Source organism: Amycolatopsis sp. NPDC000009 (genome assembly GCF_055563465.1).
This window is the reverse complement of record NZ_JBVHDI010000004.1, coordinates 190,502-210,574: the sequence shown is the minus strand read 5'-3', so window position 1 is coordinate 210,574 and position 20,073 is coordinate 190,502. Positions and strand designations below refer to the sequence as shown.

Here is a 20,073-nt window from a genome sequence, read left to right as displayed (position 1 = left end):
GGCGAAACCGTGGGAAAGAACTATCTGACAGTCGAAGAAGCAGCCGAGTACCTGAACACGCGTGTCCGGTTCGTGCGGCGGTTGATCGCGGAGCGGCGCGTGGCGTTCCACAAGGTCGGCGTACACGTGCGGTTCGCGGTCGCTGATCTTGAGGAGTTCATCCAGGCCGGTCGGGTCGAGCCGATCACGCGGTCTTCGGTGATCCGGGACCTCGGAAGGGCGGCCTGACATGGCGAGTAAGCGAGGCCGTCGGGGTTTCGGCAATGTCCGGCAACGAGCATCGGGGAAGTGGCAGGCGCGTTATCCGGGACCGGACGGTCAGATGCGGAACGCTCCGACGATGTTCGCCAGCAAGCGCACGGCCGAACAGTGGTTGTCCGTAACCGAAACGCAGATCATCAAAGGCGAGTGGATCGACCCTGAGAAGGTGAAGGTCACGCTTGGGCACTACGCGGACCAGTGGATTACACAGCGACCTGGCCTGCGTCCGCGCACGGTCGAGTTGTACCGGTGGCTTCTGCGGAAGCACATCGAAGCGGATCTCGGCGGCGTCGAACTGGGCAAGTTGTCGACGGCGATCGTTCGGCAATGGCGTGCGGATCGGTTGGCGGCCGGAGTGTCCGAGTCGGTCACTGCCAAGGCGTACAGGCTGCTCCGGGCGATCCTGACGACGGCGGTCGACGAAGACAAGATCTTGCAGCGGAACCCTTGCCGGGTGCGGGGCGCCGACAAGGAGAATCCGGCGGAGCGGCCGATTCTGTCCGTCCCGCAGGTGTTCGATCTGGCTGGGCGGATGCCGGAGCGGTTTCGGGCGCTCGTGCTGCTGGCCGCGTTCGCGTCGCTCCGTTGGGGTGAGGTGTCGGCGCTGCGGCGGTGTGACGTCGCGGAGGATGGGAGTTGGGTCCGGATCTCGCGGGCGTTGGTCGAGGTTCCGGGTCGCGGGCTGATCGTCGGTCCGCCGAAGTCGCGGGCAGGAGTGCGGACGCTGATCGTTCCGGCGGCGATTCGGCGAGACGTAGTGAAGCACCTCAACGCGTTCGTGAAGCCGGAGCACGACGCGTTGCTGTTCACCGGTGAGCGTGCGGGCAACCCGGTGCGTCGGCCGAACTTCAGCCAGCGAACCAAGTGGACGGAGGTCGTGGCGAAGATGGGGCTCAAGGGCCTGCACTTCCATGACCTCCGGCACGCCGGAAACATCTGGGCGTCGAAGGCGGGCACGTCGACCAAAGACCTCATGGCGCGGATGGGGCATGACGACATGCGAGCGGCGCTCATCTACCAGCGGGCGACGAGTGAGGCTGACGAACGGATCGCCGACCGGCTCTCGAAGCTCGTCGACCAGCACCGGACGGGCGGCGCGGATGACGATGACGACGGTCTGAGCGGTCAGCCGGTCCCCGTCGGCTAATGGCCCATTAATGGCCCAGCCGGAAGATCGGCCAGCCAAAGCGAAAGCCCCAGGTCCACAGTGGACATCCACTGACCTGGGGCTTTCGCGTGAGAGCGGATGACGGGAATCGAACCCGCGTATTCAGCTTGGGAAGCTGATGTTCTACCATTGAACTACATCCGCAGTGCTCGGCCAGCATACATGGTCCCGATCTCCTCTTGCCAAGCCCCACCCCATCCTTGACGTCGCCCTCGAAAGTGACAACACTTGTTGTCGACCTCGGAGGTGATCCGGATGGGCGAGCGACTGCCTGATCCCGAACTGTTCCGTCAAGGTGGGTTCCGGGTCGCGTCGAGGTTGTTCATCGAGGGCGACATCAGGGGCGACGAGCGCCAGGTCGCCCGGCTGCGGCGGTTCGCGCAGCGTGAGGACCCGGCGGCCGACGTGCTGGTGCCGTTGCTGCGAAGTGGGGGGCAACCCAAGTTCGAACAGGCGCTGCGGCAAGGCATCGACAGCGTCGAGAGTCCGCCGGAGGAGCTCGAAGCCTTCTTTCGCGACGTCGAGGCGACGCCGTACTGGGTCGACCCGGACCGCCTCGACAGCGGAGCGCGGGCGATCACGCGCGCCGGGTTGCTCGGCCTCTTCCCGCTCGGTGACGTTTCGCTGATGGGCGGTTATCTCGCGTCGCGCGCCACGAAGGCGCTCGTCGGCACCGGCGAGATCGAGTACAAGGCCGCGCGGCGGCTCGTCGAGACGGCGACGTGGTGGATCCACGTGACGACGCCGGGCGCGCTGGTGCCCGGCGGGCGCGGGTACGAGTCCGCGTTGCGGGTGCGGATCGTGCACGCGCACGTCCGCGCGGCCATGAACCGCCGCAAGGACTGGGATTACGCCGCTTGGGACAAGCCGGTCAACCAGGTCCAGACCGCGGGCACGCTCCTGCTCTTCTCGCTCGTCTACGTCTTCGGCACGCAACTGCTCGGGCTCCGCTACAGCGCCCGCGAGCGCGCCGACATCCTCCACCTTTGGCGTTACGTCGGCTGGCTGATGGGCGTCGACGAGGAACTCCTGCCCGCCGGCGAGGACGACGCCTGGCGTCTGCTGTGGCTGCTCGCCACCACCGAGTTCATCCCGGACGACGATTCCAAACGGCTCGCCGCGGCGCTCATGAAATCCCACGCCGCGATCGGCGAGGGCCGGGGCGCGGTCGGCAAGGTCCTCTCGTACGTGTCGGTGGCGGGGCACGGGGCGATCAGCAGGCTCCTGCTCGGCAAGACCAACGCCGACTTCCTGGAGCTGCCCGACGATCCGCTCGCCCAGGCGGCCGTGGTCGCGGTGGCCGGCGTCAACTTCGCCGCCGAGACGGTCCGGCGGGTGGTGCCCGGCGCGACGGCGCTCCAGGAGCTGATCGGGGCCGCCGGACGACGCCACTATCTTCGGCAGGTCACCAAGGTGTTCGGGCTCGACCCGACCTACGGCAGGCACATGAAGGCCGCTTGACTACGCTGATCGCGTGCTCCTCAGCGACCGTGACCTCCGTAAAGAGCTCGACGCAGGCCGTCTCGGCGTCGACCCGTTCGACCCGACGATGGTCCAGCCGTCGAGCATCGACGTGCGACTCGACCGCTACTTCCGCGTGTTCGACAACAGCAAGTACACGCATATCGACCCGCAGCTCCAGCAGGACGAGCTGACCTCGCTGGTCGAGAAGGAGGGCGAAGACCCCTTCGTCCTCCACCCCGGTGAGTTCGTCCTCGGGTCCACCTACGAGACCGTCACGCTCGCCGACGACCTCGCCGGCCGCCTGGAGGGCAAGTCCTCCCTCGGCCGCCTCGGTCTGCTCACGCACTCCACCGCGGGCTTCATCGACCCGGGCTTCTCCGGCCACATCACCCTCGAGCTGTCGAACGTGGCGAACCTGCCGATCACCCTCTGGCCGGGCATGAAGATCGGGCAGCTCTGCATCTTCCGCCTGTCCAGCGCGGCGGAGTTCCCGTACGGCTCGAACGAGGCCGGTTCGCGCTACCAGGGCCAGCGGGGCCCGACCCCGAGCCGCGCGTACAAGAACTTCCACCGCGTCGACACCTGGCGCTAAGAAGCGACCGGGGCTTCCCAGTCGATCCGGTGCCGCCACATGAAGGCGTTCGGATCCTCCTTCGGCGGGTTCTTGAACGCCCGCGTGAGGAAGAAGTCCCGGATCACCCGTCCGACGGGGCCGACCGCTTTCGAGTCGCCGTTGCGCTTGCCGCGCTCGACGACGGCTTCGACGCGCTCGCGTCGCAGTCCTTCGTAGACGGCGAGCGCCTTCGGGATCGAGGGCACGTCACGCAGGCATCGCGCCAGCGTGACGGCGTCCTCGATGGCCATCGCGGCGCCCTGCCCCGCCGCCGGTGAGGTCGCGTGGGCGGCGTCGCCGATGACGACCATCCGGTCCGTCCGCCAGGTCGGCACGCTCGGGAAGTCGTACGTCGCCCACGGCCGGTAGATCTCCCGCGTCGCGCGCACGATCTCGACGGCCGGGGTGCGGTCCACCGCCAGCTGCCGGATCAGGTCCTCTCGCCAGGTGGTCGTCACGGTGAGATCGCCTGGAGACGGCTCACGCTTCCGGGGCACGTTCGCGAACCACCAGACGCCGCCGTCCGGGTGGACGACGTGGGCGAAGAACAGCCGCTTGCCGAACGTCATGTGCATGACGCCGGGTTCGTCGTCCAGACGCAGGCCTTCGGCCAGCCCACCGGTGTTCAGCAGTGGCACGTACCGAGGTGAGGGTGCCCGCGGGTCGATGATCGTCCGCACCCGCGAGCGGAGCCCGTCCGCGCCGATCAGCAGGTCGCCTTCGGCCGACGAGCCGTCCTCGAAGGTCGCGAGGACGCCCGAAGCGGTCTCGCGCGCGTCGGCCAGACGCTTGCCGTAGTGGATCTCGATGCCGCGCCTGACGGCTTCGTCGCGTAGGCCGATGTACAGGTCGGAGCGCAGCACCGTCTGGCTTACCGTGCCGTCTTCGAGCTGCCCGCCGAGGGCGAAATCCGCCAGTTCGCGTCCGTCGCCGAGGTGCATCTTGATCCGCGGCGTGTCGAACCCCAAGTCTTTGACCAGGCTTTTCAGCCCCAACGGCGCCAGTGCGTCGAGGCCGTTCACCGCGAGCGTCAAGAACGCGCCCACTCCTTCGGCCGTCCGGTCGTAGGCCTCGTGGATCACCGGTTCGTGACCCGTCTCGTGCAACGCGATCGCCGTGATCGTGCCCGCGATACCCCCGCCGGCGATCAGTACCTTCGCCACTTCGTTCACCCCATCGAATCTCTTAGAAACTAATTCGTTCTGTCGAACTAAAGACTCCGCTAGGCTGGCCGATGTGTCAAGCGAGCGAGCGGAACTGGTCGAGCGGATCCTCAACGAGTCGCGGGCGCTGTCGACGGAGACGGTCATGTTCCACACGGCCATCGCCGAGCTGAGTGGTCTTTCGGCGGTGGAGAACAAGGTGGCCGACTACCTCGCCCGCTTCGGGCCGCAGACGCCGAAGGCCCTTTCGCGGCTTTCGGGGCTCGCGCCGGCGTCGATCACCGCGCTCGTCGACAGGCTCGAAGGCAAGGGGGTCGTCGCCCGGAAGCCGCATCCCGAAGACCGGCGGAAGGTCCTCATCGAGATCGATCCGGCGAGGATGGACTCCGTCGCGCCGTTGTGGGATCACCTGGTGAAGTCGGTCCGCGAGGCCTGCGAGAACTACTCGGACGGGGAGCTGGAGACCGTGATCCGCTTCCTCGTCGACGCGACGGCGATCACGCACGACTCCACGGGTCGCCTCAGCCGCTGACCGGTATTACTACTTTCGGGGGTATTGCCGTAACCGGTTCGTGATAAATTTCGGCCCCGTGTCCCCCAATAGAACGCGAAGCCGGTTACTGCTAGTCACGCTCAGTGTCCTGCTGGGCGGGGTGATCGCCAGCGCGAGCTACCTGATGGTGACCGATCGGTTCCAGGGCACCGCGTTGAGCAATCTCTCGTTGAGTGTGCCCGACACCAAGGGCAGGCCAGGCGACGCGCTCGCCAAGCCTCCCGCCTACTTCGGCCAGACGTCCGCTCCGGCCCCCGGCGGCCCCGCGCCCGAGCCGCCTGCCCCGACGTCGTCTTCGTCCGCGCCCACGTCTTCCTCCGCGCCGCCCGGCTCGTCCTCCGCCGCGCCCGAGCCGCCGGCCCAGTCCTCAGAGGCCCCCAAGCCCACTCCGAGCAAGGCTCCGGAACCGCCCCGTTCGCAGGACAGCTCGCTCGCCGGGCAGGTCGTCGACCTCGTCAACGCCGAGCGCGCCGACGCCGGCTGCTCGCCGGTGAGCAACGAGTCTCATCTCGCCGCCGCCGCGCAGGGGCACAGCGACGACATGTCGGCCAGGAACTACTTCTCGCACACGACACCGGAAGGCGTCACGTTCGATCAGCGCATCCGCGCCGCCGGCTACGACAAGCCCGGCGCCGAGAACATCGCCAAGGGCCAGTCGAACGCCGCCAAGGTGATGGACGCCTGGATGAACTCCGAGGGCCACCGCGCGAACATCCTCAACTGCAAGCTGAAGAAGATCGGCGTCGGCGTCAACACCAAGGGCATGTACTGGACGCAGAACTTCGGCTACTGACCCTTGTCCCAGTCGCCGTAGCGCGCCAGCACGGCCGCGCGCAGCTCGCCGTCCGTGCGCGGGACGGGTTCGATGAACACCTCGGTGACGTCGCCGAAGGTCTCCGCCAGTTCGGCCGCCATCCGGACACAGGCGCGTTCGACCTCCGCGGCGCCGAGTGAATCGTCGAAGTCCACGCGAGCGCAGACGAGCACCTGATCGGTGCCCATCAGCATGGTCTGCAGATCGACGACGGCTTCGAGCTCGGGCGCGTTCCTCAGGTGGTCGCGCACCGAACGCACCAGCCTCGGATCCGCCTGCCTGCCGATCAGCAGACCACGGTTGGTGCGGCCGAGCAGGTAGGCGACCAGCGCGAGCAGGACACCGATCGCGATCGACGCCGCGCCGTCCCAGACGTGCGAGCCGGTGAGCTGGTGCAGCCCGATCCCGGCGAACGCGAGCAGCAGGCCGATCAGCGCGGCCGAGTCCTCGAACAGCACGGTCTTCGGCGCCGGGTCGTCGATCATCCGCAGATAGACGGAGACCTTCTGGCCCGACTCGGCGGCATCGTGGCGCACCTGCCGCACGGCCTGGAACCACGAGACGGATTCGAGGGCGAACGCGATCGCGAGGACGACGTAGCCGACGATCGGATCGGTCTGCTCGGTCTCCTCGCCGAAGACGGTCGAGAAGCCTTCGTAGAGCGCGAACATCGCGCCAGAAGCGAAGATCGACACCGCCGCGAGCAGCGACCAGAAGTACCGCTCCTTGCCGTAGCCGAACGGGTGGACGCGGTCGGCGGGCCGTCCCGACCGTTTCAACGCGGTCAGCAGGAGGAGTTCGGTGATCGTGTCGGCCACCGAGTGCGCGGCTTCCGACAGCATCGCGCCGGATCCGGTGATGATCCCGGCGATCAGTTTCAGCACGGCGATGGCGAGGTTGACCCCACCCGCCAGCACCACGGTCAGGGTGCTTTCGTCACCGGATTCTTCACTCACCTCGCGTAGCGTAGTGCGAGTGTGCCGATCTCACAGGCGACGCAAACCCTGCAGTACCCGTTCCATCAAGGCGAGTGCCGGGTGGCCGTCGAATTCAGCCTGTGTTTCATGAACGGTGACCAAACCGAGTTCGGCCATATCACCCAGAAGGACCTTTGCAACGCCGAGTGGAACGCTTAGTGACGCGGCCACTTCGGCGACGGAAGTCGGACGACGGCACAGCGATCTCACGGAATGGAATTCGACGCTGAACCCCGGCGCGTTCCACGGCGCGTCGTTCCGGACGGAAATCATCGCTTCGATCGCGAAGTTCCGTTTGGACTGTGTGCGTCCGCCCGTGCGGACGTACGGGCGGACGCGCGTGCGACGGCGTTCCTGCCGCGGCGGCCGCCGGGCGGCCGGGATGCTGGGGATGGTCGCTTCCTGGGCCATCCTGGCGAATGCCGCGGAAGAAGGGACGCGGGCGGGCGGGCGAACGGTCGGCGACCCCGGCATCGCGAGCCGGTGTTCCTTGACCGAGCGGAGTTCGTGCCGGTTGCCCATCGATTTCCTCGCCCCTTTTTTCGGATCCGCTGCAGCCTATCGCCACGGTGTACCGCCGAACGGGTAACGGGACCGAATGGTCCGGACGTCATAAAACAAGAGGGAACATTCTCTCGCATTATGTGCGAGAGAATGTTCCCTCCGGTCGTGACGTGCTACTTGTCTTCTTCGGGAAGCGGGGTCCCGGTGGCGGTTTCGTCGGTCGGCACGTCGGCCTTTCCGTCGAGTTCGGCGTCCGAGACGGCGTCCAAAGACGGCGCTCCCGCCGGGACCAGTTGCGGTTCCGGCTTCCGCTTGACGGCGGTCAGCAGCAGCTGGGCGACGTCGACGACCTCGACCTTCTCGCTCGCCTGCCCGTCGCTCTGGCGCGCGGTGACGCCGTCGGTGAGCATCACGCGGCAGAACGGGCAACCGGTCGCGATCTTCGACGGGGCGGTGCCGAGCGCTTCGTCGACGCGCTCGACGTTGATCCGCTTGCCGATCTTCTCTTCCATCCACATCCGCGCGCCACCGGCGCCACAGCACATCGAGCGGTCGCCGTGCCGCGGCATTTCGCGCAGCTGCGCGCCCGAAGCGCCGACGAGCTCACGCGGAGCGTCGTAGACCTTGTTGTGGCGGCCCAGGTAGCACGGGTCGTGGTAGGTGACGTCCTCGGCGACCGGGGCGACCGGGGTCAGGTGCTTCTCCCGCACCAGGCGGTTGAGCAGCTGCGTGTGGTGCACGACGTCGAACTGGCCGCCCAGCTCCGGGTACTCGTTCGCGAGGGTGTTGAAGCAGTGGGCACAGGTGACGACCACCTTGCGCGCCTTGCGTTCGCGGCCCTCGAACACCGAGTTGAGGATCTCGACGTTCTGCTGCGCCAGCATCTGGAACAGGAACTCGTTGCCCGCGCGGCGGGCCGGGTCGCCGGTGCAGGACTCTTCCGAGCCGAGCACGGTGTACTTGACGCCCGCGATGTGCAGCAGCTCCGCGACGGCGCGCGTGGTCTTCTTCGCGCGGTCCTCGAACGCGCCGGCGCAGCCGACCCAGAAGAGGTACTCGGTGTCGCCGAGGTCGCCGTCGAACACCGGCACCTCGAAGTCCAGGTCCTCGGTCCAGGCGAGCCGGTCCTTGGCGTTCTGGCCCCACGGGTTGCCCTTGTTCTCCAGGTTCTTGAACATCCCGTTGAGCTCGCTGGGGAACGCGGACTCGATCATCACCTGGTAGCGGCGCATGTCGACGATGTGGTCGACGTGCTCGATGTCCACCGGGCACTGCTCGACGCACGCGCCGCAGGAGGTGCAGGACCACAGGACCTCGGGGTCGATCACGCCGCCGTCGTCGCCGATGAGGGCCTTCTGGGACTCGGCGATCGCAAGGACGTCGATACCCGCGTACATGTTGTCGCCGGAGAGGCCGACCTCGTCGCCCGCCATGTCGCGCTTGCCGCCCGCGAGCAGGTACGGCGCCTTCGCGTAGGCGTGGTCGCGAAGCTGCGTGATGAGCAGCTTCGGCGAGAGCGGCTTGCCGGTGTTCCACGCGGGGCACTGCGACTGGCAGCGGCCGCATTCGGTGCAGGTGGAGAAGTCCAGCCAGCCCTTCCAGCTGAAGTCCTCGATCTTGCCGACGCCGAAGGTGTCCTCGTCCGGGTCGGCCTCTTCGAGGTCGAGCACCTTGCCGTTGCTCATCATCGGCTTGAGCGCGCCCAGCGCGACGCCGCCGTCGTCCTCGCGCTTGAAGTAGATGTTGAAGAAGGCACTGAACCGGTGCCAGGCGATACCCATGGTCATCGTGCGCGCGATGACGATCAGCCAGATCGTGGCGCTCATCAGCTTGACGAACGCGAACACCGAGACCAGGTCCGGGCTGGCGGGCAGCAGCTCGCCGATGGGGTGCGAGACGAACGCGGCCCAGATCGGGGTTTCGTGGACGTTCAGCGCGGACTTCGCGGCGCGGACGCCGATGATGCCGATGCCCTCGATGAGCACGACGGCCTCGATGAAGTACGCCCACTTGAAGTTGGAGCCCTGGAAGCGGGACTGCCGGTCGGCGCGACGCGGGTGGTTCTTCTGGCGGACCCAGATCAGCACCAGGATGCCGACGATGGTGCCGACCCCGAGCAGCTCCATGAGCAGCTGGAAGAGGGACCAGTCGTCGAGGATGGGCCAGCCCCAGGTCGGGACGAAGACCTCGCCGTACGCCTCGAACAGCGCGAGCGACCCGATCAGGAAGCCCCACATGACCAGCCAGTGCGCCGGGCCGACGCTCTTGACCTTGTTCATCCGGGTGTGCGCGGCGAATTCCTTGATCAGGGTCTTCATGCGCGGAATGAACGGGCCGTTGCGGGTCGAGTCCGGCTGACCGAGGCGGATCACCCGCACGAAGCGGGCGATGGTCGCGAAGAACATTCCCCAGGCGACGACGCCGAGCAGGACCGCGATCCCGCCGAGCGTCAGCTGTACAGCGCCCATCGTCGGGTGCCTTTCGTCCGAGTGAAGCGTGTGGTGGTTCGGGCAGACTAATGCTTCTTACTGATGGGTAACCCACTGACCGCGCCCAAGTCCCACCGATGTGGTGTACGCCTCTCTTGGTTTTAAGACGATCGTCCAGGTATTTTTTGTGACATGGGTGCGTACCTTCTCCTCGCTTTGGCCATCGCCGCAGAGGTATCCGCGACGGTGTCGTTGAAACTTTCCGAGGGCTTCAGCAAGGTGGGCCCGTCGATCGTCGTGGTCGTCGGGTACGCCGTCGCGTTCGTCGCGCTCGCGTATGTACTGAAGGCGGGCGTGCCGGTGAGCGTCGCGTACGCGATCTGGGCCGCGGCCGGGGTCGCGCTGGTGGCGGCCGTCGGGATGGTGTTCTTCAAGGAGCCGGTCAACCTCTCCGTGATCGCCGGTCTGGTACTGGTGGTCGGCGGTGTCGTGTTGATCGAGGCGGGAGGCGCGCACTAAGTGAAGATCCAGGTCGACGGCCGGAAGGCCAGGGGCGAGAAGCGGCGCGAGGAGATCATCGCGGCCGCGTTGCGGGTGATCGAACGGGACGGCGTCGCCGGCGTCACCCACCGGACGGTCGCCGCCGAGGCGGGCGTGCCGACGGCGTCGACCACCTATCATTTCTCCAGCCTGGACGACCTGCTGATCGCCACCCTCATCTCGTGCGCGAGGGATATGGCGACCGAGGTCTACTGGATGATCGACCGCGCCCGCTCGCGCGGCAGCCGCGGCGCGGAAGAGGTCGCCGGCCTGCTCGCGGAGGCGCTGGGCCCGAGCCGCGGCCGGACGATGGCGGAGTACGAGCTGTACCTGCTGGCCGCGCGCAAACCCGAGCTGCGGCCCGCCGCCCGGCGCTGGCTGGACGTGCTCACCTCGATGGTCCGGCACGACGACGAGGTCGCGTTCCGGGTGTTCCTCGCCGGGATCGACGGCCTGCTGATCCAGGGCCTCATCGACGACGAACCGCCGTCCGCGGAGGAACTGCGGCCGGTGGTGGACTACCTGCTGAAACCGCGTTGACCTGCTGGGTAGCGTTCGGATCATGAGGACTGTCGGCGCTTACGAACTGGACGACGACCCGGCACGCGTGGACCTCGACGTGGTGTGGAAGCACCTGTCCACCGAGGTCTACTGGGGGAAGTGGCGGGACCGCGAACTGGTCGAGAAGGTCTTCCGGAACGCGTGGCGCGTCGTCGGCGCGTACGAGACTTCGAGCGGCCGGCTGGTCGGGTTCGCGCGGGCCTTCTCGGACACCATCGGCAGTGCTTATCTCGCGGACGTCTTCGTCGTCGACGAGGCGCGCGGCGCGGGGCTCGGCAAGGAACTGGTCCGGGAGATGATCGACAACGGGCCGGGCGCTGAGTTCCGGTGGATGCTGCACACCGCCGACGCGCACGGGCTGTACCGGCAGTTCGGCTTCGGCGACCCGCCCGAGGGGCAGTACATGGAGCGGAACCGGGCGAACGGGCAGGCATAGCGGGCCACTCCGCCGAGGTCTCGCTCAGCCCACCGACGTTGCGAAAGCCACTTTCGCAACCTTCAACGTTGCGAAAGTGGCTTTCGCAACGTCACCTCGGCCCGTCCGGCGGGCGAGCGCCGCGCCGGCCCGGTGAGACGAGTGGCCAAGTCCGTGAGGGCCTCCTTCCCTCCCCTGAGAGCAGGGAAGGAGGCTCTCACGGGAAGCCGGTTCAGCCCTTGTTCTCGTGCAGGGCCGTGAGCGACGCCCGGGCGATCGCGTGGCTGAAGAGGTTGAAGCCGAGGAAGGCGGGCGTAGCGTCTTCGCCGACTTCCAGCTTTTCGACGTCGACGGCGTGCACCGTGAAGATGTACCGGTGCGGCCCGTGTCCGGGCGGCGGTGCGGCGCCGAGGAACTGCTTCACGCCACCGTCCCCCTTCAGGGTCACAGCGCCCTCCGGCAGGCCGGAGCCCGCCTCGTCGCCCGCGTTCGCGGCCAGCGCCGTCACCGACGCCGGGATGTCGAACACCGCCCAGTGCCAGAACCCGCTCGCCGTGGGGGCGTCGGGGTCGTAGCAGGTCACCGCGAAGCTCTTGGTCCCCTCGGGGAAGCCCTCCCACGACAGTTGCGGCGAACGGTCCTCGCCGCCCGCGCCGAAGATCCCGGAAAGCTGGGGCGTCGGCAGGAAGCCGCCTTCCTCGATGTCGGTGCTGCTCAAGGTGAAGGCAGGCAGATCGGGCAGGAATTCGTACGGATCGGGTGCCTGCGGCATGCGTCCTCCTGATCGTCGAACAGATGACGGAGCCAGGCTAGGCGCTGTGCGGTGAGTCTGTTCGATGGGCTTCGTGATCCAGGTGGTTCCTGGCGGTGCGGGCGGATCGGCCTCGTACCGGCTCGTACTCGGCCGCGTCCGCCCGTGCCGTCAGGGGCCGCCTGGGCGCGGAGACCGCGAACACGACTTGCCGGACAGTGCCTGGGACCCCGAGAGCCCGGGCGCGGGATCAGGGACGAATCCGGGGGTTACCCCTATGTCCAACCCGCCGCGCTGCCCTTAGCGTCGAGCTACACGAAAACCTGCTCTGGAGGGACTCAAGACCATGGCGCGCCCACTCCTCGCGATCGGAGGCATCGCGTTGATCGGCGTCGGTGTCCTCACCGGCCTCGGCTGGTGGTGGCCGTCCGACGCGGAGGCCACCTCGGAGGTGACCCAGCCGATCCGCAGCGTGCGGATCGACAACGACGAGGGCCGGGTCAAGATCCGCACCGGCGAGGGGCCGGTCCGGATCCACCAGGAGTTCGAGTACCGCTGGAACAAGCCGGGCGAATCGTTCCGCGTGGAAGGTGACACCCTGGTCCTCGCCGACTGCGGCACCACCTGCGAGGTCCGTTACGACGTGGTGGTCCCGGCGGGCGTCCCGGTCTCGGGCAAGCTCGATTCGGGGGCGGTCGACATCGCCGGAGTGTCCACTGTGGACATCACGGTCGACTCCGGCGCCGTCTCCGTCGCGGACGTGCCGGGCACCGTGAAGGTGCGGTCCGACGCGGGCCGCGTCGAGCTGGCGAACATCGGCCAGGCCGTCACCGTGCAGGCCGCTTCCGGCGCCATCAAGGGGGAACGGCTCGGCGGCAACGTCGAGGCCCGCACCGACAGCGGCCGTATCGAGCTCGAACTCCTCAAGGGTGCCGACGTCACCGCGCAGACCGACAGTGGTTCGGTCGAGGTCACCGTGCCGTCCGGCGAGTACAACGTCACCGGCGGCTCCGGCAGTGGCCACCGCGACATCGACGTGAACCAGTCCGGTTCGGCCCAGCACAGGCTCGATCTCAACACTGACAGCGGAAGCGTCAAGGTCCGAGCGGCCTGACGGAATTCATCGGGGGAACACTTTCTCATGGGGAACAAGGAGAAGCGCGTCCTCGGCGCGCTCGCTCTCGGCGCGCTGACCGCCTTCGGGATCGTCGGCTGCACGGGGGAGTTCCAGCAGAAGCTGAGTGACGGCGCGCCCGTCACCGAGCAGGTCACCGCGATCCGGGTGGACGTCCCGGTCGGCGGGGTCACGCTCCGGGTAGAGGACGGCGCGCCCGTCTCGCTGCGCCGCGAAGTGACGTACACCGGCAAGAATCCCGGCAAGACGTACAGCGTCGAAAACGGCACGCTGGTCCTCGGTGGCTGCCAGCAGTGCGGCGTGGACTACGACGTCGTGGTGCCGCGCGAGCTGGCGATCTCCGGGACCATCGGTACCGGCAAGATCACGCTCGCCCGGGCGGCTTCGGTCGACCTGAAGGGGGACGTCGGCGACCTCAAGGTGCTGAGCACGTCCGGTCCCGTCAACCTCCGCACCGGCACCGGCGACATCGAGGTCGGTCTCGCGAAGCCCGGCGCCGTCACCGCGAACGCCGAGGTCGGCAAGGTCGTCGTGTCCGTCCCCGACGGCGCGTACCAGGTTCGCGCGAAGGCGGAGGTCGGCAAGGTCGAGACCGGCGGAATCCGGCAGGACCAGACCTCGGCGAACGTCCTGGACCTCCAGTCGGGCACCGGCTCGATCACGGTGAAGCCGCTATGAAGACGCTGGCCGCGATCACCGCGCTGACCCTGCTGCCGCTTTCCGCGCTGCCCGCGTCCGCCGCCTCCGGGATCGACTGGGCGCCGTGCGCGACCGAGTACGCGCCGACGCTGGAATGCGCGAAGCTCCCGGTGAGCGACGGTTTTTCGATCGCGCTGGCGAAACTGCCCGCGACCGAGCCCGCCCGCCGCGTCGGTTCGCTGCTGACGAATCCGGGCGGGCCGGGCGGCTCCGGCGTCACGGTGCTCAAGTACGGCGGCCGCGGTTTCGCGCTGGACCAGCCGGAGATGGCCGAAGTGCGGCAACGGTTCGACGTCATCGGGTTCGATCCGCGCGGCGTCGGCGAAAGCACGCCCGCCATCACCTGCGGGCCGGGTCTGCACGATCCAGCGGTCAGCCGCTTTCCGCGGAGCCGCACCGATTACGACAAGCTGCTCGCGCACAACCGTGCTTCGGGCGGCGAATGCCTGAAGCGGACCGGGCCCGGATTGTCCTCTGTGGACACTTGGCGGGCCGCGGACGACGTCGAAGCGATCCGGGTCGCCCTCGGCGAGGCGAAGGTGAACTGGCTCGGCATCTCCTACGGGTCCGAACTCGGCGCCGTTTACGCCGAGAAGTACCCGAAGCGTGTCCGGACGATGGTGCTCGACGGCGCCATCGACCACTCGCGGCCCACCAGACAGGCGGTCCTCGAAGAGGCCATCGCGACCGAGAGCGCGCTCAAGGACTTCGCGCGGTGGTGCACGACGTCGGCCGAGTGCGCGCTTCGCGGCAAGGACGTCCTCGCCGCCTACGACGCGCTGATGCGAACGCCCGATGGTGTGCCGTCGAAACGGCTCGGACGAAACTTGACCGCCGAGGAGATGGCGGCCGGCGTCTACGGGAGCCTCATCCTCCCGGCGTTCTGGCCGGACCTCGCGAAGGCGATCGAGAGCGCGACGGCGGGCGACGCGGACGGGTTGCTGCCGTACTCCCAGCTCGACCCGTCCTACGGCGCGTATCGCGCGATCGGCTGCCACGACTTCGGCTCGCCGTTCACCTCCTACGCCGACATGCGGGCGATGCAGGGGCTGGTGAAGACCCTCTCGCCGCACAGCTGGCGGTACTCGGAGTTCTGGGACATGGCGAGCGGGTGCGCGGGCTGGCCGGTGCCTTCGGCGTACCTGCCGCGGCCGCAGCGCGTCCAGGGCGCGGCGCCGATCCTCGTGGTCGGCGGCGCGCACGACGCCGCCACGCCGCTGGCGTGGGCGAAGGGGCTCGCGCGGAACATCGAGAACTCGACGTTGCTGGTCGACGCCGGGTACGGGCACACGGGGCTGCTGAACTCGGCCTGCGTGCGCACCGAAGAGGTGAAGTACCTGGTGACAGGGCTCACACCTCGTCCCGGCACGGTCTGCCGGTGACCCGGGAACAAGACGCCCGGGTCGCACGTTGAGCCGGATACAAGGTTGAGTGAGGGTGACTCAAGTCCGGCTTGACGGAAGCCCTGCCATCCCGATACAACTTGCGTTGAGCCCACTCAAGGTGGGTGAGAACGTGCAGGTCACGAACTAGCAGGAGGATCACACCATGGCGCGAGCGGTCGGCATCGACCTCGGCACGACCAACTCGGTCGTCGCTGTCCTTGAGGGCGGCGAGCCGACGGTCATCGCCAACTCGGAAGGTTCCCGCACCACCCCGTCCATCGTCGCCTTCGCCAAGAACGGCGAAGTGCTGACCGGCCAGCCGGCGAAGAACCAGGCCGTGACGAACGTCGACCGGACCATCCGGTCGGTCAAGCGGCACATCGGTACCGACTGGAAGACCGAGATCGACGGCAAGGCCTACACCTCGCAGGAGATCAGCGCCCGCGTGCTGATGAAGCTCAAGCGCGACGCCGAGGCGTACCTTGGCGAGACCATCACCGACGCGGTCATCACCGTCCCCGCCTACTTCGAGGACGCGCAGCGGCAGGCCACCAAGGAGGCCGGGCAGATCGCCGGCCTGAACGTGCTCCGCATCGTCAACGAGCCCACCGCGGCCGCGCTGGCGTACGGCCTCGACAAGGGCGAGAAGGAACAGACCATCCTGGTCTTCGACCTCGGTGGCGGTACGTTCGACGTCTCGCTGCTGGAGATCGGCGAGGGTGTCGTCGAGGTCCGCGCGACCTCCGGTGACAACCACCTCGGCGGTGACGACTGGGACGAGCGGATCGTCACCTGGCTGGTCGACAAGTTCAAGTCGTCCAACGGCATCGACCTCACCAAGGACAAGATGGCGCTCCAGCGCATCCGTGAGGCGGCCGAGAAGGCGAAGATCGAGCTGTCCAGCTCGAACTCGGCGGGCATCAACCTGCCGTACATCACGGTGGACGCGGACAAGAACCCGCTGTTCCTCGACGAGCAGCTCTCCCGCGCCGAGTTCCAGAAGATCACCTCGGACCTGCTCGAGCGCACCCGCAAGCCGTTCAACAACGTCATCCGTGACGCGGGTGTCGCCGTCGGCGACATCGACCACGTCGTGCTCGTGGGTGGTTCCACCCGCATGCCCGCCGTGTCCGAGCTGGTCAAGGAGCTGACCGGCGGCCGCGAGCCGAACAAGGGCGTCAACCCGGACGAGGTCGTCGCGGTCGGCGCGGCGCTGCAGGCCGGTGTGCTCAAGGGTGAGGTCAAGGACGTCCTGCTGCTCGACGTGACCCCGCTTTCGCTGGGCATCGAGACCAAGGGCGGCGTGTTCACCAAGCTCATCGAGCGCAACACCACGATCCCGACCAAGCGTTCGGAGATCTTCTCCACCGCGGACGACAACCAGCCCTCGGTGCAGATCCAGGTGTTCCAGGGTGAGCGCGAGATCGCGGCGCACAACAAGAAGCTCGGCATGTTCGAGCTGACCGGTCTCCCGCCCGCCCCGCGTGGCGTGCCGCAGATCGAGGTCACCTTCGACATCGACGCCAACGGCATCGTGCACGTCCTCGCGAAGGACCTCGGCACGAACAAGGAGCAGTCGATGACGATCACCGGTGGCTCCGCGCTGCCGAAGGACGACATCGAGCGCATGGTCAAGGACGCCGAGGCGCACGCCGAGGAGGACAAGCAGCGCCGCGAGGAGGCGGAGACCCGCAACCAGGCGGAGACGCTGGTCTACCAGACCGAGAAGTTCGTCAAGGACAACGAGGACAAGCTGCCCGACGAGCTCAAGGGCAAGGTGAAGTCCGCGATCGACGAGGCCAACGAGGCGCTCAAGGGCACCGACTCGGCGAAGATCCGCGAGTCCATCGAGAAGCTGAACACCGCTTCGCAGGAGCTGGGCACCGCGCTCTACGCCAACGCCACCCCGGGCGCCGAAGGTGCCGCCGGTGAAGGTGCCGCCGGTGCGGCGGGCACGGGCGCCGGTTCGCAGGCCAAGGCGGACGACGTCGTCGACGCCGAGATCGTCGAAGAGGACGAGAAGGACAAGAAGTGACGGGACGCTACGACGAAACCGAGGGCCGGGGCCCGGAGGAACCGGTGGTCGTGCGGGACCGCAGGCGGATCGATCCGCTGACCGGTGAAGTCCGCTCGGCCGCCCCGGCCGCCGAAACCCAGGACGGCCCGAAGCACGCCGCCCCGGTCGAAGAGACCGTCGAACCGGAGCCCGCGGCCCACGCGGGCCCCGGCCTCGGGGAGTCCATCGTGGACGATTCGGTGACGGTGGCCACGGGGCTGGAGAAGGAGCTGGCGGAACGCACCGCCGACCTCCAGCGGCTCCAGGCCGAGTACGCCAACTACCGCAAGCGCGTGGACCGTGACCGCGAGCAGGTCGTCGCCGGTGCGAAGGCGTCGGTCGTCAACGATCTGCTCCCGCTGCTCGACGACCTCGAGCGCGCGGAACAGCACGGCGATCTGACGGGCGCCTTCAAGGCGGTCGGCGAGAAGCTCGTCGGGAGCCTGCAGCGGTCGGGCCTCGAGCCGTTCGGCACCGAAGGCGAGCCCTTCGACCCGAGCGTTCACGAGGCCGTCCAGCACAACACGTCGCCGGACGTCGCGGGGCCGACGGTCACCATCGTCATGCGCCGCGGCTACCGCTTCGGCGAGCGCGTGCTGCGTCCGGCGATGGTCGGGGTCACCGACCACGAGCCCGGCGCCGCACCGGCGGCGCAGGACGCCCCGGTGGACCCGCCCGTGGGTGGCGAACTGCCGCTCGAGGGCGAACTTTTCGATGAGAACGAACGCTGATCGGCGATACGGCGTGAAAGGAGGAGACGTTCGGTGAGTGCACGGGAATGGATCGGTAAGGACTTCTACCGTGAGCTGGGCGTCTCCTCCGACGCCACCGCGGACGAGATCAAGAAGGCCTATCGCAAGCTGGCCAAGGAGAACCATCCCGACGCCAACGCGGGCAACGCGGAGGCCGAGAAGAAGTTCAAAGCGGTCTCCGAGGCGTACGGCGTTCTTTCCGACACGTCCAAGCGCAAGGAGTACGACGAGGCTCGCCGCCTCTTCGGCTCCGGCGGTCCCGGTGGCTTCGGCTTTCCCGGTGCCGGTGGTGGCGGTGGTTTCGACGTCGGTGACATCTTCGGTCAGGCGGGTCAGCAGCAGGGCGGTTTCGGTGGTCTCGGCGACATCCTCGGCGGGCTCTTCGGCCGCCGCGGCGCCGCCGCCGGTGCCACCGCGAACCGGCCGCAGCGCGGCTCGGACGTGGAGACCGACGTCCGGATCGACTTCGCCGAGGCGGTCAAGGGCGCGACCCTGCCGCTGCGGCTGTCGAGCCCGGCGACCTGTTCCACCTGCGGCGGAAACGGCGCGAAGCCGGGGACTTCCCCGAGGACGTGCGCGACCTGCCAGGGCAGCGGGCTGGTCAGCCGGAGCCAGGGCGCGTTCGCGTTCTCGGAGCCGTGCCGCGACTGCCGAGGCCGCGGCACGATCATCGACGACCCCTGCCCGGAATGCGCGGGCGAGGGCATCAGCACCCGCACCCGGACGCTGACCGTGCGGATCCCGCCGGGCGTCGCCGACGACCAGCGGATCCGGCTGGCGGGTCAGGGCGAACCGGGCCGTGGCGGCGCGCAGCCGGGCGACCTGTACGTCCGCGTGCACGTCGCTCCGCACGCGGTGTTCGGGCGCAAGGACCTCGACCTGACGATCACCGTGCCGGTGTCCTTCTCGGAACTGGCCCTCGGCGGCACGATCACCGTGCCGACGCTCGAGGGCAAGGTCTCGCTGAAGGTGCCGCAGGGCACGGCGAGTGGTCGAGTGCTCCGGGTACGCGGCAAGGGAATCGCGAAACGCGACGGCTCGCAGGGCGATCTGCTGGTCACCCTGCAGGCGGCCATCCCGGCCAAACTGGACGACAAGGCCCGTGAAGCGCTGGAGGCCTACGCGGAGGCCATGGCCGACCACGATCCGCGACCGGAGATCACCGAACTTCTCGAAGGCAGGTGAGCACCATGTTCGGCGGGCTGCCGCACGGTGCGGACGAGGACACCCCCGTGTTCGTCATTTCGGTGGCGGCGCAGCTTTCCGGCCTGCACGCGCAGACCCTGCGGTCCTACGACCGGCAGGGTCTCGTGTCACCGGGCCGGACCTCCGGTGGTGGACGGCGTTACTCGATGCGGGACATCGCGTTGCTGCGCGAAGTGCAGCGACTGTCCCAAGAGGACGGTGTCAATCTCGCCGGCATCAAGCGGATCATCGAGCTGGAGAACCAGGTCGACGCGCTCCGCGCGCGGATCGCCGAACTGACCGAGGAGCTCACGGCGGCGTACGTCGCCGCCGAACAGACGGCCGCGGCCGTGCACGCCTCCTACCGCAAGGACCTCGTCCCGCTGCGGCAGCAGACGGCGCTCGTGGTCTGGAAGCCCAAAAAACGCACTTAGTCCTCTAAATGCGGGGGTCGAGGCAAGGTGGCAGGTTGCGAAAGCCACTTTCGCAACCTTCAACGTTGCGAAAGTGGCTTTCGCAACGTCGGCGGGCGGTGAGCGGTCGGACCTGGTGGCCGCTGCCCGAGGGACTTGCGCTATGCAGCCGACCTGCCCCGTTCGCGAACCTCGCGCCCGAGACGTGTCGCGAAAGCCACTTTCGGGACATCAG

General features: G+C 68.0%; 21 protein-coding genes and 1 tRNA gene. 16 read left to right on the top strand and 6 right to left on the bottom strand.

All coding sequences use genetic code 11. The annotated features are described in order from the left end of the window. Positions 1–9 precede the first annotated feature (9 nt). Both ACZ3HL_RS14460 and ACZ3HL_RS14455 read left to right on the top strand, forming a co-directional pair. Positions 10–228: a helix-turn-helix domain-containing protein gene (locus ACZ3HL_RS14460; protein ID WP_364207287.1), complete on the top strand. Its 219-nt coding sequence runs from the start codon at positions 10–12 to the stop codon at positions 226–228. A 1-nt stretch (position 229) separates the two neighbouring features. Beyond that, positions 230–1,408, top strand: a complete 1,179-nt coding sequence (locus tag ACZ3HL_RS14455; RefSeq protein WP_465531282.1) for a tyrosine-type recombinase/integrase — start codon at positions 230–232, stop codon at positions 1,406–1,408. A 94-nt stretch (positions 1,409–1,502) separates the two neighbouring features. On the opposite strand, the gene ACZ3HL_RS14450 is transcribed toward ACZ3HL_RS14455, so the two are convergent. Continuing rightward, a tRNA-Gly gene (locus ACZ3HL_RS14450) sits at positions 1,503–1,573 on the bottom strand. Positions 1,574–1,684: 111 nt separating this feature from the next. Between ACZ3HL_RS14450 and ACZ3HL_RS14445 the strand changes: the two genes are divergently transcribed. Together ACZ3HL_RS14445 and dcd are read left to right on the top strand one after the other, a co-directional pair. Further along, complete coding sequence (locus ACZ3HL_RS14445; RefSeq protein ID WP_465531280.1) at positions 1,685–2,890, top strand: oxygenase MpaB family protein; 1,206 nt, start codon at positions 1,685–1,687, stop codon at positions 2,888–2,890. 13 nt (positions 2,891–2,903) lie between these two features. Further along, positions 2,904–3,485, top strand: a complete 582-nt coding sequence (gene dcd, locus ACZ3HL_RS14440; protein ID WP_125679521.1) for a dCTP deaminase — start codon at positions 2,904–2,906, stop codon at positions 3,483–3,485. Here the strand turns inward: dcd and ACZ3HL_RS14435 are convergent. Continuing rightward, the gene (locus ACZ3HL_RS14435; RefSeq protein ID WP_465531279.1) at positions 3,482–4,669 is read right to left on the bottom strand and encodes an FAD-dependent oxidoreductase; all 1,188 of its coding nucleotides are present in this window, start codon (positions 4,667–4,669) and stop codon (positions 3,482–3,484) included. The genes dcd and ACZ3HL_RS14435 overlap by 4 nt on opposite strands. Before the next feature lie 73 nt (positions 4,670–4,742). Here ACZ3HL_RS14435 and ACZ3HL_RS14430 point away from each other — a divergent pair, with 73 nt between their 5' ends. Both ACZ3HL_RS14430 and ACZ3HL_RS14425 read left to right on the top strand, forming a co-directional pair. Further along, positions 4,743–5,201 carry a MarR family winged helix-turn-helix transcriptional regulator gene (locus ACZ3HL_RS14430; protein WP_465531277.1) on the top strand — a complete coding sequence of 153 codons (459 nt, stop codon included), beginning with the start codon at positions 4,743–4,745 and terminating at the stop codon, positions 5,199–5,201. Between the two features lie 121 nt (positions 5,202–5,322). Beyond that, positions 5,323–6,015, top strand: coding sequence for a CAP domain-containing protein (locus ACZ3HL_RS14425; RefSeq protein ID WP_465531621.1), 693 nt, complete (start codon positions 5,323–5,325; stop codon positions 6,013–6,015). On the opposite strand, the gene ACZ3HL_RS14420 is transcribed toward ACZ3HL_RS14425, so the two are convergent. The 3 genes from ACZ3HL_RS14420 to ACZ3HL_RS14410 all read right to left on the bottom strand — a co-directional run bounded on the left by ACZ3HL_RS14420 (position 6,009) and on the right by ACZ3HL_RS14410 (position 9,985). After that, positions 6,009–6,992, bottom strand: a complete 984-nt coding sequence (locus ACZ3HL_RS14420; protein ID WP_465421483.1) for a cation diffusion facilitator family transporter — start codon at positions 6,990–6,992, stop codon at positions 6,009–6,011. The two genes, ACZ3HL_RS14425 and ACZ3HL_RS14420, sit on opposite strands and share 7 nt — an antisense overlap. A gap of 30 nt (positions 6,993–7,022) precedes the next feature. After that, positions 7,023–7,535: a DUF742 domain-containing protein gene (locus ACZ3HL_RS14415; RefSeq protein ID WP_465421485.1), complete on the bottom strand. Its 513-nt coding sequence runs from the start codon at positions 7,533–7,535 to the stop codon at positions 7,023–7,025. Positions 7,536–7,690: 155 nt separating this feature from the next. Further along, positions 7,691–9,985: a (Fe-S)-binding protein gene (locus ACZ3HL_RS14410; RefSeq protein WP_465421487.1), complete on the bottom strand. Its 2,295-nt coding sequence runs from the start codon at positions 9,983–9,985 to the stop codon at positions 7,691–7,693. Between the two features lie 153 nt (positions 9,986–10,138). On the opposite strand from ACZ3HL_RS14410, the gene ACZ3HL_RS14405 reads away from it, so the two are divergent. From ACZ3HL_RS14405 to ACZ3HL_RS14395, 3 genes are read left to right on the top strand one after another with little or no spacing between them, the layout of a single operon-like run. Beyond that, the gene (locus ACZ3HL_RS14405) at positions 10,139–10,465 is read left to right on the top strand and encodes a DMT family transporter (protein WP_465421489.1); all 327 of its coding nucleotides are present in this window, start codon (positions 10,139–10,141) and stop codon (positions 10,463–10,465) included. After that, positions 10,466–11,026 (top strand): TetR/AcrR family transcriptional regulator, encoded by a 561-nt coding sequence (locus tag ACZ3HL_RS14400; protein ID WP_038521642.1) that lies wholly within the window; start codon positions 10,466–10,468, stop codon positions 11,024–11,026. A gap of 22 nt (positions 11,027–11,048) precedes the next feature. Further along, positions 11,049–11,483, top strand: coding sequence for a GNAT family N-acetyltransferase (locus ACZ3HL_RS14395; RefSeq protein WP_465531275.1), 435 nt, complete (start codon positions 11,049–11,051; stop codon positions 11,481–11,483). A 211-nt stretch (positions 11,484–11,694) separates the two neighbouring features. Here the strand turns inward: ACZ3HL_RS14395 and ACZ3HL_RS14390 are convergent, their stop codons facing one another. Continuing rightward, positions 11,695–12,234, bottom strand: a complete 540-nt coding sequence (locus ACZ3HL_RS14390; RefSeq protein WP_465421494.1) for a YbhB/YbcL family Raf kinase inhibitor-like protein — start codon at positions 12,232–12,234, stop codon at positions 11,695–11,697. Between the two features lie 325 nt (positions 12,235–12,559). On the opposite strand from ACZ3HL_RS14390, the gene ACZ3HL_RS14385 reads away from it, so the two are divergent. From ACZ3HL_RS14385 to ACZ3HL_RS14355, 7 genes are all read left to right on the top strand, one after another. After that, a complete protein-coding gene (locus ACZ3HL_RS14385) occupies positions 12,560–13,327 on the top strand; it encodes a DUF4097 family beta strand repeat-containing protein (RefSeq protein ID WP_465531273.1) in 768 nt (255 codons plus the stop codon). Positions 13,328–13,354: 27 nt separating this feature from the next. Beyond that, on the top strand, positions 13,355–14,026 hold the full coding sequence (locus ACZ3HL_RS14380; protein WP_465531271.1) for a DUF4097 family beta strand repeat-containing protein: 672 nt from the start codon (positions 13,355–13,357) through the stop codon (positions 14,024–14,026). Then, positions 14,023–15,429: an alpha/beta hydrolase gene (locus tag ACZ3HL_RS14375; RefSeq protein ID WP_465531269.1), complete on the top strand. Its 1,407-nt coding sequence runs from the start codon at positions 14,023–14,025 to the stop codon at positions 15,427–15,429. Before ACZ3HL_RS14380 ends, ACZ3HL_RS14375 begins: the two co-directional genes overlap by 4 nt. A 166-nt stretch (positions 15,430–15,595) precedes the next feature. Beyond that, positions 15,596–17,467 carry a molecular chaperone DnaK gene (gene dnaK, locus ACZ3HL_RS14370; protein WP_465531267.1) on the top strand — a complete coding sequence of 624 codons (1,872 nt, stop codon included), beginning with the start codon at positions 15,596–15,598 and terminating at the stop codon, positions 17,465–17,467. Continuing rightward, positions 17,464–18,219: a nucleotide exchange factor GrpE gene (gene grpE, locus ACZ3HL_RS14365; protein WP_465421506.1), complete on the top strand. Its 756-nt coding sequence runs from the start codon at positions 17,464–17,466 to the stop codon at positions 18,217–18,219. The genes dnaK and grpE overlap by 4 nt, the downstream gene beginning before the upstream one ends. Positions 18,220–18,252: 33 nt before the next feature. Continuing rightward, on the top strand, positions 18,253–19,425 hold the full coding sequence (dnaJ, locus tag ACZ3HL_RS14360; protein WP_465421508.1) for a molecular chaperone DnaJ: 1,173 nt from the start codon (positions 18,253–18,255) through the stop codon (positions 19,423–19,425). A 5-nt stretch (positions 19,426–19,430) separates the two neighbouring features. Continuing rightward, complete coding sequence (locus ACZ3HL_RS14355; RefSeq protein WP_034312642.1) at positions 19,431–19,859, top strand: heat shock protein transcriptional repressor HspR; 429 nt, start codon at positions 19,431–19,433, stop codon at positions 19,857–19,859. Positions 19,860–20,073 lie beyond the last annotated feature (214 nt).